This window comes from Janibacter melonis (genome assembly GCF_003721155.3).
Lineage (GTDB): Bacteria > Actinomycetota > Actinomycetes > Actinomycetales > Dermatophilaceae > Marihabitans > Marihabitans melonis.
In genome coordinates this window covers 3,250,726-3,266,408 of sequence record NZ_CP044548.2, presented here as the reverse complement: position 1 = coordinate 3,266,408, position 15,683 = coordinate 3,250,726, and the positions used below count along the sequence as shown (strand labels likewise).

At 73.1% G+C, this 15,683-nt stretch carries 16 protein-coding genes; 5 read left to right on the top strand and 11 right to left on the bottom strand.

The window, feature by feature from the left end:
• Positions 1–3 precede the first annotated feature (3 nt).
• Positions 4–987, bottom strand: coding sequence for a TAXI family TRAP transporter solute-binding subunit (locus EEW87_RS15710; protein ID WP_068273054.1), 984 nt, complete (start codon positions 985–987; stop codon positions 4–6).
• Positions 988–1,039: 52 nt separating this feature from the next.
• Positions 1,040–3,226, bottom strand: coding sequence for a TRAP transporter permease (locus EEW87_RS15705; protein ID WP_123091295.1), 2,187 nt, complete (start codon positions 3,224–3,226; stop codon positions 1,040–1,042).
• Positions 3,227–3,354: 128 nt separating this feature from the next.
• On the opposite strand from EEW87_RS15705, the gene EEW87_RS15700 reads away from it, so the two are divergent.
• Both EEW87_RS15700 and EEW87_RS15695 read left to right on the top strand, forming a co-directional pair.
• A complete protein-coding gene (locus EEW87_RS15700; protein WP_123091296.1) occupies positions 3,355–4,014 on the top strand; it encodes a response regulator transcription factor in 660 nt (219 codons plus the stop codon).
• Positions 4,015–4,017: 3 nt separating this feature from the next.
• The gene (locus tag EEW87_RS15695) at positions 4,018–5,373 is read left to right on the top strand and encodes a sensor histidine kinase (protein ID WP_148041542.1); all 1,356 of its coding nucleotides are present in this window, start codon (positions 4,018–4,020) and stop codon (positions 5,371–5,373) included.
• On the opposite strand, the gene EEW87_RS15690 is transcribed toward EEW87_RS15695, so the two are convergent.
• Positions 5,370–6,359, bottom strand: coding sequence for a TAXI family TRAP transporter solute-binding subunit (locus EEW87_RS15690; RefSeq protein ID WP_123091298.1), 990 nt, complete (start codon positions 6,357–6,359; stop codon positions 5,370–5,372). The genes EEW87_RS15695 and EEW87_RS15690 overlap by 4 nt on opposite strands.
• A 39-nt stretch (positions 6,360–6,398) precedes the next feature.
• Between EEW87_RS15690 and ligD (EEW87_RS15685) the strand changes: the two genes are divergently transcribed.
• Positions 6,399–7,325, top strand: a complete 927-nt coding sequence (ligD, locus tag EEW87_RS15685; RefSeq protein ID WP_123091299.1) for a non-homologous end-joining DNA ligase — start codon at positions 6,399–6,401, stop codon at positions 7,323–7,325.
• Positions 7,318–8,193 carry a non-homologous end-joining DNA ligase gene (gene ligD / locus EEW87_RS15680; protein WP_123091300.1) on the top strand — a complete coding sequence of 292 codons (876 nt, stop codon included), beginning with the start codon at positions 7,318–7,320 and terminating at the stop codon, positions 8,191–8,193. The genes ligD (EEW87_RS15685) and ligD (EEW87_RS15680) overlap by 8 nt, the downstream gene beginning before the upstream one ends.
• Positions 8,194–8,381: 188 nt before the next feature.
• Here ligD (EEW87_RS15680) and EEW87_RS15675 read toward each other — a convergent pair whose 3' ends face one another.
• The 7 genes from EEW87_RS15675 to EEW87_RS15645 form a co-directional block, all read right to left on the bottom strand.
• Complete coding sequence (locus EEW87_RS15675) at positions 8,382–9,002, bottom strand: (2Fe-2S)-binding protein (RefSeq protein ID WP_123091301.1); 621 nt, start codon at positions 9,000–9,002, stop codon at positions 8,382–8,384.
• A gap of 26 nt (positions 9,003–9,028) precedes the next feature.
• Positions 9,029–9,367 (bottom strand): histone-like nucleoid-structuring protein Lsr2, encoded by a 339-nt coding sequence (locus EEW87_RS15670; RefSeq protein ID WP_123091302.1) that lies wholly within the window; start codon positions 9,365–9,367, stop codon positions 9,029–9,031.
• Positions 9,368–9,494: 127 nt separating this feature from the next.
• Entirely contained in the window at positions 9,495–9,806 is a 312-nt protein-coding gene (locus tag EEW87_RS16875; protein ID WP_192826137.1) for a hypothetical protein, read from the bottom strand.
• Entirely contained in the window at positions 9,806–11,257 is a 1,452-nt protein-coding gene (lysS, locus tag EEW87_RS15660) for a lysine--tRNA ligase (protein WP_123091568.1), read from the bottom strand. Before lysS ends, EEW87_RS16875 begins: the two co-directional genes overlap by 1 nt.
• Before the next feature lie 102 nt (positions 11,258–11,359).
• The gene (gene panD / locus EEW87_RS15655; RefSeq protein WP_123091303.1) at positions 11,360–11,806 is read right to left on the bottom strand and encodes an aspartate 1-decarboxylase; all 447 of its coding nucleotides are present in this window, start codon (positions 11,804–11,806) and stop codon (positions 11,360–11,362) included.
• Positions 11,807–11,855: 49 nt separating this feature from the next.
• Positions 11,856–12,761 (bottom strand): pantoate--beta-alanine ligase, encoded by a 906-nt coding sequence (gene panC, locus EEW87_RS15650; RefSeq protein WP_068273034.1) that lies wholly within the window; start codon positions 12,759–12,761, stop codon positions 11,856–11,858.
• The gene (locus tag EEW87_RS15645) at positions 12,758–13,681 is read right to left on the bottom strand and encodes a Rossmann-like and DUF2520 domain-containing protein (RefSeq protein WP_225985551.1); all 924 of its coding nucleotides are present in this window, start codon (positions 13,679–13,681) and stop codon (positions 12,758–12,760) included. The genes panC and EEW87_RS15645 overlap by 4 nt, the downstream gene beginning before the upstream one ends.
• 45 nt (positions 13,682–13,726) lie before the next feature.
• On the opposite strand from EEW87_RS15645, the gene EEW87_RS15640 reads away from it, so the two are divergent.
• Positions 13,727–14,677: an SAM-dependent methyltransferase gene (locus EEW87_RS15640; RefSeq protein ID WP_123091304.1), complete on the top strand. Its 951-nt coding sequence runs from the start codon at positions 13,727–13,729 to the stop codon at positions 14,675–14,677.
• Positions 14,678–14,773: 96 nt separating this feature from the next.
• On the opposite strand, the gene EEW87_RS15635 is transcribed toward EEW87_RS15640, so the two are convergent.
• On the bottom strand, positions 14,774–15,670 hold the full coding sequence (locus EEW87_RS15635; protein ID WP_123091305.1) for an EamA family transporter: 897 nt from the start codon (positions 15,668–15,670) through the stop codon (positions 14,774–14,776).
• Positions 15,671–15,683: the final 13 nt, after the last annotated feature.

The window sequence follows — 15,683 nt, the reverse complement described above, 5'->3', positions numbered from 1 at the left end:
GGGTCAGCTCTTGTCCTCGAGCGCGCGCTCCGAGCCGTCGTGCAGCGGGATCGGGCCGGTCTCGCTCATCGTCTTCGCGTCGATCTCCTTCGCGGCCGGGTGGACCTTCACGAGCTCGTCCTTCTTGTCGACCATGAGCGAGGTGAGGGCGCACGCCATGTTGGCGGGCATGTCCTCGCGCACGACGAGCACGTTCGGCACGGCGATGGTCGGGACGTCCTCGTCGAGCTCGTAGGTGGCGGCGGGGATCGTCGCCTCCTCGTAGACCTCGTTGACGGCCTGCATGTCCTTGAGCTGGTCGGTCACATCGATGAACTTCACCTTGTCACCCATCGAGGTGAAGAGGTCGGTGACGGCGGGGGTCGGCAGACCGCCGGACCACACGAGGCCGTCGATCGAGCCGTCCTTCATGCCGTCGACGGTCTTCGTGAGGTCGAGGCGCTGGCGCTTGACGTCGCCGAGGTCGAGACCGGCGGTCTCGATGAGGCGGTTGGCGATGACCTCGGTGCCCGACTTGGGCGAGCCGGTCGAGATGCGCTTGCCCTTGAAGTCCTCGACGGAGTCGATGCCCGACGACTCGCTGACCACGACGTGGGTGTAGTTGGAGTAGATCCGACCGAGGGTGCGGATGCTCTGCTTCTCCTTGAAGTCCCCCTTGCCGTTGACGGCGTCGGCGGCGGAGTCGGCGAGCGAGAAGCCGATGTCGTAGTCGCCGGCGACGACCTGCTCGATGTTCTGCACGGAGGCGCCGGTCTCGGCCGAGGTGGCCCGCAGCTCGGTCTCGTCGTTGACGAGCTTGGCCAGCCCGCCGCCGACGACGTAGTAGACGCCGGTGGAGTTGCCGGTGGCGATGTTCAGACGGCCCTGGCCCGCGTCGCAGCTCGACTCGTCCGCGCCGTTGGAGGCGCTGCGGTCCTGCTGGCCTCCGCACGAGCTGAGCAGCAGGGCGGCGACGGCGGCGGCGCCGGTGATGGTGGTGATGCGCATGTCAGGACTTCTCTCTGTTGGGTGATCGACGGTGATCGGGTGTCGGGAGGTCTCAGGTGGCCGGTGCCGGCTCGGCGGCGCGGTCGCCGGTCGCGGCCGGTCGGCCCCTGCCGGAGCGGATCCGCACGACGTGGATGACGAGGGCCAGGGCGAGCAGCGCGAAGCCGATGGCGATGGAGAGCGGCACGAGGTAGAGCAGCAGCAGGGCCGCCGGCACGCACAGTGCCCGCTCGAGCTTCGTCGTCGGCCCGAGCACCCAGCCCGTCGTGGCGATCGCGAGTGCCGCGACCGCGCACCCGGCGACGACGAAGGCCCAGGCGATGTCGAGGAGGTCTCCCTCGGCGATGAGCAGCGCGCCGTTGTCGGTGACGACGAAGGCCATCGGGGCGAGGAAGGCCGGCAGCGTGTACTTGCAGGCCTGCATCATCGTGGGGATGACCCGTCCTCCGGTGATGGCCGCCGACGCGACGGCCGCCAGGGCTGTCGGCGGCGACACCTCCGACAGGACCGCGTAGTAGAAGATGAACATCGCGACCTGGGGGGCCTCCACGCCGAGCGTGATGAGCGCCGGCCCGATGATCACCCAGCTGAGGATGAAGGACGCGGTGACCGGCACCGCGAGACCCAGCACGAGGATCGCGACGGCCGAGAAGAGCGCCGACAGGACGATGAGCGAGGCCTGGTTGAAGGACAGCGCGTCCGCAGCCGCGACGAGCAGCTCCGAGAGGATCTGGCCGAGACCCGTCTTGGCGATGACCGAGGTGATGACGCCCGCCGCGGCGCAGACCGCGATGACCGGCAGCGCCGAGCGGATGCCCGAGCTGAGGGCCATGAAGAGGCGGGTGGCGTAGTCGCGCAGCGAGACGCCGAGCGGCATGCGCTCGAGCTCCGCGTCGTAGTCGTCGAAGCCGGTGACGACGCGACGACGGGACAGGACGGCCTCGGCGAGCCCGAAGAGGGCGGCGACGCCGGTCGCGTAGACGACCGCCTTGAAGGGCGGGACGTCGATGGCGAGGAAGAAGACGATGACGCCGAGGCTGATGAAGTGGTAGCCGGAGCGGGCGAGGAGGCGAAGGGGGTTGCCGATGGCCAGCTCGACCCGCCGGGCGCCGAAGCGTCGGGCGTCGATCTCGACGGCGAGGAAGATGCCGAGGTAGTACAGCAGGGTCGGGACGATCGCCCAGATGAGGACCTCGACGTAGGGGACGCTGAGGTACTCGGCGATGATGAAGGCCGCGGCGCCCATCGTCGGCGGCGAGAGGATCGCGCCGATGCCGGAGGCGGCGAGCATGCCACCGGCGGCCTCACGGGGGTAGCCCGCCCGCTTGAGGATCGGCCAGGCGAAGGAGCCCAGAGTCACGGCGGTCGCCGTGCCCGACCCGGAGACCGTGCCGAGCAGGAAGCCGGAGGTCGCGACGGTGCGGCCGGGGGCCGAGCCGGAACGGCGGAAGAGCGAGAAGCTGAACTCGACGAAGAAGCGTCCGGCGCCCATCTTGTCGATGACCGCGCCGTAGATCGTGAAGAGCACGATGTAGGTGGCGGCAACGTCGAGCGGCACCCCGAAGAAGCCTGACGCCTCGTTGTAGAGCGCGTTGACGATCTGGGAGAGGTCGAGGCCGAGGTGGCTGATCCGCCAGTCGACGGGCAGGAAGCCGCCGTAGTACGCGTAGGCGAAGAAGGCGACGCAGACCGCGGGCAGGACGAGGCCGGTCGTGCGGCGGGTGGCCTCGAGCACGAGGAGCATCAGCAGGGCGCCGGCGACCACGTCGAGCGTGACGAGCGAGCCCTGGCGGTCGAGGAAGCCCTTGTACCCGCCGAAGCCGATCTCCGACAGCGGGATGGGCAGCACCGGGTAGAGGGCGACGAGGAGCGCGACCGCGGCGAGGACCCAGTCGACGACGCCCGGGTTGTCGGAGCGGTCCGTGGCCCCTGACGTGCGTGCCGCTCCGGGGTCGACGTCGCTGCCCTCGGCCCGTCCGCGCATGCGGTAGGTGAGGAAGACCAGCGGCAGGGTCAGCCCGAGGAACCACACGAGGTAGTACTGGCTGCCCAGCTCGAGCGGTGCGAAGACCTGACGGATGACGAAGATCGCGACGCCGAAGCACCACAGGACGACGAGGCGCTCGAGCCCCCGGGACAGGGTCCGGGAGGGCTTCTCCTCGTCGTACTCGGCGGTGAGTGCATCGACGTCGGGGGTGCCCGGCTCGGGATCCCGACTCGTGGTAGACGACGTTGTCATGCCCGGTACCGTAGGAGCGAGCCAGGTCGGGTCATCTCGCCGGCCGCGAGACTTTACACAGATCTGACCTTCGTCACCCGGGGCTGGGCACGCCCGACCGGGGGGTGCGGGGAGCGCGAGGAGGCGCCATGAGGGTCCTGCTCGTCGAGGACGACGACCGGGTGGTCGCGGCCCTCACCCCCGCCCTGCGCCGGGCCAACCTCGACGTGCGTCGCGCGCCCACCGCCGCTCGCGCCCTCGAGGCCGTGGGCGAGGCGGACCTCGTCCTGCTCGACATGGGCCTGCCCGACCAGGACGGGCTCGTCCTGTGCCGTCACCTGCGCGAGACCACCGACATCCCGATCATCGCGGTGACGGCCCGACGCGACGAGGCCACGGTGGTCAACGCGCTGCGCGCCGGGGTCGACGACTACGTCACCAAGCCCTACCGCCTCGCCGAGCTCATGGCTCGCATCGACGCCGTCATGCGGCGCTCGCTCGTCCACCTCCCCGACCCCGTCGAGCAGGTCGGCGAGATCCGGCTCGACCACGGCTCGCGGCAGGTGTGGGTCGGCGAGGAGGAGATCCGCCTCACCCGCAAGGAGTTCGACCTGCTGCGGATGCTCGTCCAGGCCGAGGGCGCGGCCGTCACCCGCGAGGCCCTCATGTCCTCGATCTGGGAGACCGCGTGGGTGGGTGCGTCCCGCACCCTCGACGTCCACGTCTCCGCCCTTCGCTCCAAGCTGGGCTGCCCGGCGATGATCGAGACGGTCCGCGGCGTCGGGTACCGCATCGCGGCGAAGGGGTGAGCCGTGCGGCGACGCATGCTCATCGTCTCGCTCGTGCTCGTCGGCGCGATGCTCGTGGCGCTCATGACCCCGCTCGTCGTCACCCATGCCGCCGAGCGCACCCAGGACCTCTTCGCCGAACGGCTGGGTGACACGACCCGTTTCGCCGTCGTCGCCGAGGACGCGCTCGAGGAGGACACCTTCACCGGGCTGTCGGCCGACCTGCAGCGCTACACCGAGGTCTACGGCGGCTCGGTCGTCGTCGTCAACGCCAACCGCGAGGTCGTCGCCCAGGCCGGACCCGGTGGCGACGACCCCCGGGTGCGGGCCGCGACCGCCGAGGCGCTCGACGGCGCCGGGGCGCAGCCCCCGCCGACCGCCTGGCCCTGGCGGGAGGACTCCATCGTCATCGGCTCCCCCGTCGGCCGCGACTCGCAGGTCCTCGGCGCGGTCGTCCTGTCGGCACCGACGCAGGGCGTGCACGAGGACCTCTCGCGCGGCATGACGTGGCTGGCCGTCCTCGGCCTGGTCACCCTGCTCGTCACGAGCTACGGGGTCGTCATCCCCTTCGTCGGCTGGGTCCTGCGGCCGGTGCGGCGGCTCGACGAGGCCGCCGTGCGCCTCTCCGACGGAGACCTCACCTCGCGGGCCACCGAGGACGGTCCGCCCGAGCTGCGCCACCTCGCGCGCTCCTTCAACGTCATGGTCGACAGCGTCGAGGCCTCGCAGCGCCAGCAGCGCGAGCTCGTCGCCGACGCCGCCCACCAGCTCGGCAACCCGCTCACCGCGCTGCGGCTGCGCGCGGAGGGTCTGGCCGACGAGGGCGCCGAGCCGGGCTCCGTCGGGCTCGTCCTCGAGGAGGCTGACCGGCTGAGCGCCACGGTCGAGTCCTTGCTGCACCTCAGCCAGGTCGGCGCGGTCCCCGTCACCCCGACGCCGCTCGACGTGGCCGGGGTCGTGCGCGGGCGGTGCGAGATGTGGGCGCCGGTCTTCGACCCCTTCGACGTCGACGTGCCCGCGCAGGCCCTCGCGCTCGCGACGCCCGAGGTCCTCGACGTGGCCCTCGACGCGCTCCTGGACAACGCGGCGAAGTTCGCCCCCGCCTCTCTCGTGCGCGTCGCCGTCGACGAGGTGAGCGACCCGGAGGGCCGATGGGTGCGCGTCAACGTGCGCGACCACGGCGCCGGGCTGCACCCGGAGGACGTGCCGAAGGTGGGGGCCCGCTTCTTCCGCGGGCGCACCCACCAGAACGTCGCGGGCACCGGTCTGGGTCTGGCGATCGTCCAGGCGCGGCTGGCCGACGTCGGCGGCCGGATGCACGTCACCGCGCCCGAGAGCGGCGGTCTCTCGGTCGTGCTGCTCCTGCGGGCTGTCGGCTAGGCACGCTGCTCGCGGAAGTAGCGGGCCGCACCGGGGTGCAGGGGCAGGGGCGAGGTGAAGATCGCGGCGCCGACGTTCGGCTGCGGGACCCCTGGCGCGATGCGGTCGATCGCGGCCTGGTCCTCGAAGACGACGCGGGTGATGGCGTAGGCGAGCGCCTCGTCGAGACCGGGCCGCACGACGAGGTAGTTCTTGACGCTCACCGTCTCGACGGCGGGCACGTCGTAGGTGGAGGCGGGCACCCCGCCCGGGGTGAACTCCGCGCCGTAGCGCCGCGACAGCGGGCGGACGAGGTCTCCGAGGTCGACGAGGCGGATGTCGCGGCGCTCGGCGAGCTCGACGACCGCGGTGTTCGGCAGGCCGCTCACGAAGAAGAAGGCGTCGAGCTCGCCCTGGGCGAGCGCGTCCGCCGACGGCTGCAGGCTCTCCTCGACGGGGTCGAGGTCGTCCTCGCGCAGCCCGACCGACGACATGAGCCGCCACGCGACGACGCGGGTGCCCGACCCCGGCGCCCCGATGCTCACCCGGCGGCCGCGCAGGTCGCGCAGCTCGCTGATCGAGGAGCCGGCGCGCACGACGAGGTGGACGAAGCTGTCGTAGGTCCGGGCGAGGGCGGCGAGGTCGAGCGGCTCGTCGGTGCTGCCACGTCCGGCGATCGCGTCGGCCGCGACGTCGCCGAGCGAGAAGCCGAGGTCTGCCCGTCCGCGGTGCACCTCGCGCAGGTTCGTCACCGAGGCGTCCGTGCGCAGGGTGCGCACCGACACGGTGGGCAGGCGGCGGTGGAGCACCTCGGCGAGGGCCTCGCCGTACAGGTCGAAGACCCCGCGTCGGTTGCCGGTCGCGATCGTGACGCTCGTGGCCGCGACCTCCTGCCACGAGGGCCCGAGGCACCCGGCGGTCCCGGGCAGGAGCACTCCGCCGAGACCGGCGAGCACCGCGCGACGAGCCGGGAGCCCCGACGTCTCGCCCGCACCCGCACGCACCATGGCGCCAGCATCTCACCAGCCGTGCGGCACGATGACGACATGCGTCCGATGCTCGCCGTCACCGCCGACCACGTGCCCCGGGGTGAGGCGTGGGTGCACGAGGTGAAGTGGGACGGCATGCGGGTGCTCGCCGACGTCCACGACGGGCACCTCACCCTGCGCTCGCGGACCGAGCGCGACGTGACGACCGCCTACCCCGAGCTCGCCGGGCTCGCCGACCTCTACGACGACCTGCTCCTCGACGGCGAGGTCGTCGCGCTGCGTGACGGCGTCCCCTCCTTCGCCGCGCTCGCCGACCGGATGCACGTGAGCTCCGCCCGCCGGGCCGAGCAGCTCGCCGCCGCCACCCCCGTGACCTTCATGGCCTTCGACCTGCTGCGGGTGCTCGGTCAGGACATCACCGCCCAGCCCTGGAGCGCGCGTCGCGCGCTGCTCGAGCAGCTCGACATCGACACCGCCCGGTGGCAGGTCCCCCCGGTCTTCGACGACGGCGAGCAGCTGCTCGCCGCGACCGCGGAGCAGGGGCTCGAGGGCATCGTCAGCAAGCGACGGGACGCGCCGTACGTCGCCGCCCGCCGCTCGTCGGACTGGCAGAAGATGCCGCACCGGCGCACGACCTCGGTCGTCGTCGGCGGGTGGCGGCCGGAGACGTCGGGCGCCGACCGTCTCGGCGCGGTCCTCGTCGGGGTGCCCGGGCCGGAAGGCCTGCACTTCGCGGGGCGGGTCGGGTCCGGGCTCGGCGGACGGGCGGGCGACCGGCTGCGCGAGCTGCTCGACCCGCTCGCCTCCGCGGGGTCCCCCTTCGCCGAGGAGCTGCCGCGGCTCGACGCCCGCGGGGCACGTTGGGTGACCCCGCGGGTCGTCGTCGACGTCGCCTCTCTCGGCCACACCGACGGCGGCCGGCTGCGCCAGCCCGCCTTCCAGCGCGTGCGACCCGACCTCGACCCGGAGGACCTCGATGCCTGACCCGCAGGTGACCCGCGTCGAGGTCGAAGGTCGCACCCTGCGGCTCACCTCGCTCGACAAGGTCATGTACCCGGCGACCGAGACGACGAAGGGGGAGGTTCTCGCCTACTACGCGCAGGTCGCCCCGGTCCTCCTGCCGCACCTCGCCGACCGGCCGGTGACCCGCGTGCGCTGGCCGCACGGCACCGGAGACGCGTCCTTCTTCGAGAAGAACGTGCCATCTGGTGCGCCCAGCTGGCTGCCGCGGGTGCAGGTCGACGACGTCACGTACCCCCTCGTGCCCGACCAGGCGACCCTCACCTACCTCGTCAACCTCAACGCGCTCGAGCTCCACGTGCCGCAGTGGACCGTCGTCGACGGCGAGCCGCAGCACCCGAACAGGCTCGTCATCGACCTCGACCCGGGCCCGCCCGCCGGGCTGCACGAGTGCGCGCGCGCGGCGCTCGTCGTCCGGGAGCGGCTGGAGCGCCTGGGGATGGAGCTCTACCCGGTCACCTCCGGGAGCAAGGGGATGCAGCTGTACGCCGGGCTCGGCGGCGACCTCAGCTCGGCGCAGGTGCGAGACCTCGCCCAGCAGCTCGCGCAAGAGCTGACCGGCGAGCACCCGGACCTGCTGCTGTGGCGGATGACGAAGACGCTGCGCCCGGGCAAGGTCTTCCTCGACTGGAGCCAGAACGTCGCCGCGAAAACGACGATCAGCCCGTACTCGATGCGTGGCCGCGACGACCCGTGGGTCGCCGCCCCCCGGACGTGGGACGAGGTCGAGGAGGGCGCCGAGGACCCCGAGGCGCTGCGCCAGCTCGAGACCCACGAGGTGCTCGAGCGCCTCGACCGCGACGGCGACCTCCTCGAGGACCTGCTGGGCTGAGCCGCTCGGTGGTCGAGGTGCGACGAAGGAGCCTCGAGACCACGACGTCGGCAGATGGTCTCGAGGCTCAGGCCCTGGGGGCCTTCGCACCTCGACCAGCAAGAGGCTCGGGCCGCGGCGGCCTTCGCACCTCGACCAGCAAGAGGCTCGGGCCGCGGCGGCCTTCGAACCTCGCCCTGCGAGAGCGATCAGACGCGGGGGCAGCCGCCGCAGGGGTGCATGGCGGGCAGGGCGTAGAGCAGGCAGCACGACTCGCGTCGGGGCAGCGGGCCGCCGAGCAGGCGGCGCAGCGCTCCGCGCCACATGTCGCGACCCATCCCGAGGCGCTGACGAGAGGACATGCGGTGCGCCGCAGGGAAGGCCGTCGCGATCTCGGCCGCGGCGACGAGGTAGCCGGCCTGCGCACGGCGGACCCGCTCCCCCAGGTCCGCGACCTCGGCGGACTCCCCCTTCGCCACCCGCACCGCGACGGGGTAGCCGAAGGTGGGCTCGAGCCGGACGGCCCAGCGGGCGGGGTCGGCGTCGAGGACCCAGGTGCCGCGCACGGCGGCCGTGGCGACGACCTGGGCAAGGGGGTCGAGGTGGTGCTGCAGGACGAAGGCCGACGGCATCCCGGGCGGGGCGACGCCGGACTGCGCCCGGGTGATCTCGGCGTAGCGCTCGACCCATCGTCGGGTGAGGTCCGGGTCGTGCAGGGGCGCGTCGAGGGGCAACCAGCCCGGCCCCCGGGCCGCCGGCCCGTCGGGGACGACGTCGAGATAGGCCAGGTGCCCCCGCAACGACAGCAGACCGGCGGCGAAGTCAGGCACCGCGCCGGTCTGCTGCTGCTGATGGGTCAGCTGGTGGCCTTCTCGTAGGCCTCCTTGACCTCCGCGCTGATCCGTCCGCGCTCGCTGACCTCGTAGCCGTTGGCCCGGGCCCACTCGCGGATCTCGCTGGTGCCGCTGCTGCTGCTGCTCGAGCCGCTGTCGCTGCTCTTGCGACGGGTGCTGCGACGCCCGCCCGACCGGCGACCGGCGCCGACGTAGGCCGCCATCGCGTCACGCAGGGCGGCGGCGTTGCGCTCGTTGAGGTCGATCTCGTAGGTCGCCCCGTCGAGACCGAAGGTCACGGTCTCGTCGGCGGGACCGCCGTCGATGTCGTCCTCGAGGATGACTTGGACTCGCTGAGCCATGGATTTCCACCGATCATTCTCGTGCGTCAGCGCCCGAACGGGCACCGACCATTTATGTGGGGCACGAGCAATGTATTACCGATGGGGTCGAAAAGCCATTTCCTGACAAACGTGCAGGTGGGAGCGTTCAGGCTTTCGGGTCGTCCGTGGGCGCATTTGTCGAATTGTCGTCGACCGACGCCGAGCCGTCCGCCGAAATAGCCCCGTCGTCCTCGGGACGCTCCTGAAGGTCCTGCGTCGATCCGGCCTCGGACTCCGCGCCCCGCGCCACCGTGCCGCGGTTGGGGTCGTTGCGCTCGTGCTCCTTGCGCCACGACGCGAGCGCCTTCCGCTCACGGCGGTCGGCCTCGATCATGTACCTGATGATCCAGTAGAAGAGGAATGCCACCCCGACGGTCGGCAGGAGCGTCGCGAGATAGGGCGAGATCGCGTCGAACATCACGCCTCCGGCTTCAGGTGCGGGAAGAGCAGGGTCTCGCGGATCGAGGCCCCGGTGAAGAACATCACCATGCGGTCGATGCCGATCCCGATCCCGCCCATCGGCGGGGCGCCGTACTCGAGCGCGCGCAGGAAGTCCTCGTCGAGCTGCATCGCCTCGGGGTCGCCCGCGGCGGCCGCGAGGGACTGCGCGGTGAGCACCTCGCGCTGCACGACCGGGTCGACGAGCTCGGTGAAGCCGGTGCCGCGCTCGACCCCGGCGATGATGAGGTCCCACGCATGGATGAGACGCGGGTCGTCGTCGTGGCGGCGGGCCAGCGGCTGCGCCTCGGCCGGGTAGTCGTGGACGAAGGTCGGCGCGAGGATGCCCGGCTCGACGATCTCGCCGAAGAGCTCGATGACCACCTTGCCCGCCGGCCACGCCGGGTCGATCTCGACGTCGTGCTCGGCGGCGATCGCGACGAGCTCGGCGAGCGGGGTGTCGGGGGTGATCTCGCGGCCGACGGCCTCGCCGAGGGCCGGGTAGACCGACAGCCAGCGCCACTCGCCGTCGAGGTCGACGACCCCCTTCGGCGTCTCGACCTGGCGCGAGCCGAGGGCGTCGGCCACGGCGAGGTAGATCCGGCGGGTGAGCTCGGCGACCGTGCGCTGGTCGCCGTAGGCCTCGTACGCCTCGAGCATCGTGAACTCCGGGCTGTGCGTGGAGTCGACGCCCTCGTTGCGGAAGATCCGGCCCATCTCGTAGACCCGGTCGACCCCGCCGACGACGGCCTTCTTGAGGTTGAGCTCGAGCGCGATGCGCAACGACATGTCCTGGTCGAAGGCGTTCATGTGCGTGCCGAAGGGGCGGGCGGCGGCACCGCCGTGGACGAGCTGGAGCACCGGGGTCTCGACCTCGACGAAGCCGTCGGCGTCGAGGGTGGCCCGGACCGCGCGCAGGACGGTGGCCTTGGTGCGCACGACGTCACGGGCCTCCTGGCGCACGACGAGGTCGGCGTAGCGCTGGCGCACGCGGGCCTCCTCGGAGAGCTCCTTGTGCAGCACCGGCAGCGGGCGCAGCGCCTTGCTCGCCATCGTCCACCCGGTCGCCATGACCGACAGCTCGCCACGGCGGCTGCGGATGACGCGACCGGTGACGGCGACGTGGTCGCCGAGGTCGACGTCGGACTTCCACGCGGCGAGGGCGTCCTCGCCCACCTCGGCGAGCGAGAGCATGACCTGGAGGCGGTCGCCGACGCCCTCCTGGAGCGAGGCGAAGGCGAGCTTGCCGGTGGTGCGGACGAACATCACGCGCCCGACGACGGTGACGACGTCCTGGGTCTCCTCGCCGGTCTCGAGGTGGGCGTAGCCCTCGACGACCTCGCGCAGGGAGTGGGTCCGGCCCACGCTCACGGGGTAGGGGGCGACACCCTGGGCCAGGAGCCGGTCGCGCTTGTCCCGGCGGACCCGCATCTGCTCGGGGAGGTCGACGTCGGGAGCGGGTGCAGCGGGGGTGTCGGTCACCCCCCGAGGATATCGAAGGGAAAACCCCCTCCCGTCGCCCGCCCGGTCGGGCTAGGCGCCGGCCCCGGGTCCGTGCGGGTGCGGGCGCGCGGTGACCGCGGACGTCGACAGCCCGAAGCCGTCGGGCACGTCGCCCGGGTCGTGCTCGACCTCGACGACCCGGTTGTCGGCGTCGACGAAGACGACCTGCGGCTCGAAGGTGCGCGCCTCCTCGTCGTCCATCGCCGCGTACGCGATGACGATGACGACGTCGCCGGGCGCGACGAGACGGGCGGCGGCGCCGTTGATGCACAGGATGCCGCTGCCCCGCTCGCCCTCGATGGCGTAGGTCGTCAGGCGGTTGCCGTTGTCGACGTCGACGACGTCGACCTGCTGGCCCGGCAGCAGGTCGGCCGCGTCCATGAGGTCGCGGTCGATCGTCAGGGAGCCGACGTAGTGCAGGTCGGCCTGGGTGACGGTGGCGCGGTGGATCTTGCTGTGGAGCATGAAGCGCTGCACGGGAGGTCCTTCGTCGTCGGGCGGGGGTCGTGGCGGTGGGGCGGGTCGGTCAGACGGCGGCGGCGGCGCTCGCGGTGTCGCTGAAGACCTGCCGCGCTCCCCCACCGGGACCGACGAGCACGGGGGTGTTGTCGATGAGCCGGGTCGTGCCGACGCGGGCAGCCACCGCCAGCAGCGCCTCGCCGTGGTACCACTCGGGCACGTCCTGCAGGGTCGTCGGGTGGACGAGCACGAGGTAGTCGACGAGCGCGAGCGGCTCGGCGACGAGGACCTCGCGCGCGGCGCGGCGGATGGCGGACGGGCCCTCCTCGGCGCGCTGAGCTCCTTCGTGCAGGGCACGCGACAGGGCGAGGGCGACCTCGCGGTCGGTGTCGGTGAGGTAGGTGTTGCGGCTGCTCAGGGCCAGTCCGTCGGCCTCACGGACCGTGGGTACCGAGACGACCCGCGCCGGGAAGTCGATGTCACGGACCATGCGGCGGATGAGGAGCAGCTGCTGGGCGTCCTTCTGCCCGAAGTAGAAGCTGTCACCGCCGGTGAGGTGCATGAGCTTGGCGACGACGGTGAGCATGCCGTCGAAGTGGCCGGGGCGGGCCTGCCCCTCGAGGACGTCGCCGAGGGGGCCGGCGGAGATGCGCACGCCGGGGTCGCCATCGGGGTAGATGACGTCGGGGGTGGGGGCGAAGACGACGTCGACCCCTTCGGCACGGCAGATCTGCATGTCGTCGTCGAAGGTGCGCGGGTACTTCGACAGGTCTTCCTTCGGCCCGAACTGGAGGGGGTTCAAGAAGATCGTCACGACGACGTGCTCGGCCTCGCGCCGCGCCTCGCGGATGAGGGTCGCGTGCCCCTCGTGGAGGGCGCCCATCGTCATGACGACGGCGGTCTGCCCGGTGAGGGCGACCCGCGCGGTGCGCAGCTCGTCGCGGGTGCGGGCGACGACCGGTGCGGCGGTCATGGGTTCTCCTCGGGGTCGGGGGAGGTGACCGCGCGCTCGGTGCGGTCGAGGATCGGGCGGGCGAGGTCAGGGCGCAGCCGCCCGACCCGCTGGGCACGACGGGCGGTCGCGCTGGCGTGAGCGGCGTAGGCCGGCCGGATGTCGGGGGCGAGGTCGGCGAGGACCCGCAGGTGCGTCTCGACGGTGCCCACGTCGCCGCGGGCGACGGGGCCGGTGAGCGCGGAGTCGCCCGAGGCGAGGGCGCCGTCCAGGCTGGCCTGCAGGAGCGGGCGCAGCAGCCGCTCCCCGGCGGAGATGCCGGCCTCGGCGAGGATCTCGCGGGCCTGCGCGACGAGGGTGACGAGGTGGTTGCTGCCGTGCGCGAGAGCCGCGTGGTAGAGCGGCCGGGCCTCCTCGGGCACCCACACCGGCTCGCCACCCATCTCCATGACGAGGGCCTCGGCGACGGCGCGCAGCGGCCCAGGGGTGGTGATCCCGAAGCACGCCTCGTGCAGCCGCGCGAGGTCGAGCGAGGTGCCGGTGAAGGTCATCGCCGGGTGCAGGGCGAGGGGCACGACGCCCATCTGCGTCGCCGGGGCGAAGGGGGCGATGCCGTGCGCTCCCGAGGTATGGGCGGCGATCTGCCCGGGGCGCCAGACCCCGGTGGCCGCGAGACCGGTGACGAGACCGGCGAGGGCGTCGTCGGGCACGGCGAGCAGGACGAGGTCGCCCGCGGCGACGACCTCCTCGACGGGCAGGACCGGAACGTCGGGCAGGAGCAGCTCGGCGCGCTCGCGGCTGGCCTCGCTCACGGCGCTCACCGCGACGACGCGGTGCCCGGCGGAGGCGAGCGCGGCGCCGAGGACGGCGCCGACGCGCCCGGCGCCGACGACGCCGACCCGCAGCCAGGGGCGCGGGTGCTGCATCGGGTCGGGTGCCATCACGGGCAGACGGTACCCGCCGGGCCGGGCCTAGGCTGATCGCGCATGAGCACCTGGGCCCGCGCGTGGCACGACGCGCTGTACGGCGAGGACGGCTTCTACCGCCGCGCGGAGGGACCGTCCGGGCACTTCGAGACCGCGACCCACGGGCCGGTGGGGCGAGCCCTCGCGACGACCGTGCTCGGCCTGGCGCGTGACGCCGGCGCGCACGCGGTCGTCGACGTCGGCGCCGGCCGCGGCGAGCTGCTGCACGCCCTGCGCGAGGGGGGCCACGAGGGACCGCTCGTCGGGGTCGACGTCGTCGAGCGCCCGGCAGGCCTCGACCCGTCATCGGGGTGGGTCCGCTCCCCCGGTGGCGCCGCGCTGCCGAGCGCCCGTCACGTCGAGGAGTCCCTGGGGGCACCCCTCGACGGCGCACTGGTCGTCGCGCACGAGTGGCTCGACGTCGTGCCGTGCGTCGTCGCCCAGGTCGACGACGAGGGCCGCCTGCGCGAGGTGCATGTCGGTCCCGACGGCGCCGAGACCCTCGGCGAGGACGTCGGGGCGGACGACCTCGCCTGGGCGCAGCGGTGGTGGCCGGCCCGCGAGCCCGGTCAGCGCGTCGAGGTCGGACGAGCCCGTGACGACGCCTGGTCGGGGATGCTCGACGCCTGGCGGCCCCGAGCGGCGGTCGCCGTCGACTACGGCCACGTCCGCACCCAGCGCCCCGAGTCGGGCACCCTCTCGGGGTACCGCGACGGCGCGGTGACCGCTCCGACGCCGGACGGCTCCTGCGACGTCACCGCTCACGTGGCCGTCGACTCCCTGCGCCATGACGAGCTCGTCATGGGCGCCGACGCCGTGCGCCGGTGGGGTCCCTCGGCCGCCTCGCCGGAGCACGACATGGCGCGGCGGGACCCCGTCGGCTACCTCGATGCGCTCGCCCGGGCCAGCGCCGCCGGAGCCCTGCTCGGCCCGCCCTACGGCGACTTCTGGTGGGTCGTCGCGCGGGGCTGACTCCCCTTCGCCCCCAAGCGACGAGCTGCTGCAGGCAGCACCTCGTCGCCCGTGCCGCACCTCGTGCGGCTGCCCGCGCGGCGAGGTGCTGCTGGCTCAGGCCCCGGTCGAGGCGGGCGGCAGCTCGCGGGCGCCGTAGCGCTCCGCCCCGATGCCCGCGGCGACGACGCACGCGACCCCGACGACGGCGAGCGGGTGCGGCACCTGGTGCAGCACGACGAGCCCGATGACGACCGCGATGGCCGGCTCGACGCTCATGAGCGTGCCGAAGGCTGCCGTCGTCAGGCGGCGCAGGGCGAGCATCTCGAGCGCGAAGGGGACGACCGGCACGAGGAGCGCCAGGCCGATCCCGACGACGGCGAGCTGCCAGGTGAGATGCTCGACCGTCGACGGCGCGGCGACGAGCGTCGAGACGAGCCCGGCGACGGGGAGCGCGATCGCCAGCCCGGTCACCCCGCCGACGAGGTCGCCGACCCGCTGGCTGAGGATGATGTAGGCCGCCCAGCAGCAGGCCGCGGCGAGCGCGAGGCCGACCCCGACGAGGTCGACGTCGCCGGCCCACGGCCGGGTGAGCAGCAGCACGCCGAGAGCGGCGACGAGTGCCCAGGCCCGGGCCGGTCCCCGACCCCGCACGACGGCCACGCCGAGCGGGCCGAGGAACTCCAGCGCGCTCGCCGTGCCCATCGGCAGCCGGGTGAGCGCCGCCATGAAGAGCATGGTGATGCCGGCGATGACCACCCCGAAGGTGATGCACGCGCGCCACGCCTCGCCGCTCAGGCCGCGCAGCCGCGGGCGCAGGACGAGGAGCATGATCGGGCCGGCCCACACCAGACGCAGCCAGGCCGCGCCGAGGGCCCCCACGTCGTGGGAGAGGTCGACGGCCAGGGCGACGCCGACCTGGACGCTGAGCATCGCGGCGAGCGCCATGAGCGCGCCCTGGCGGGACGAGGTCGCCGGCGTGGCGGGAGCCGGACGGGTCGCGGTGTCGGTCATGACTCGAAGTGAA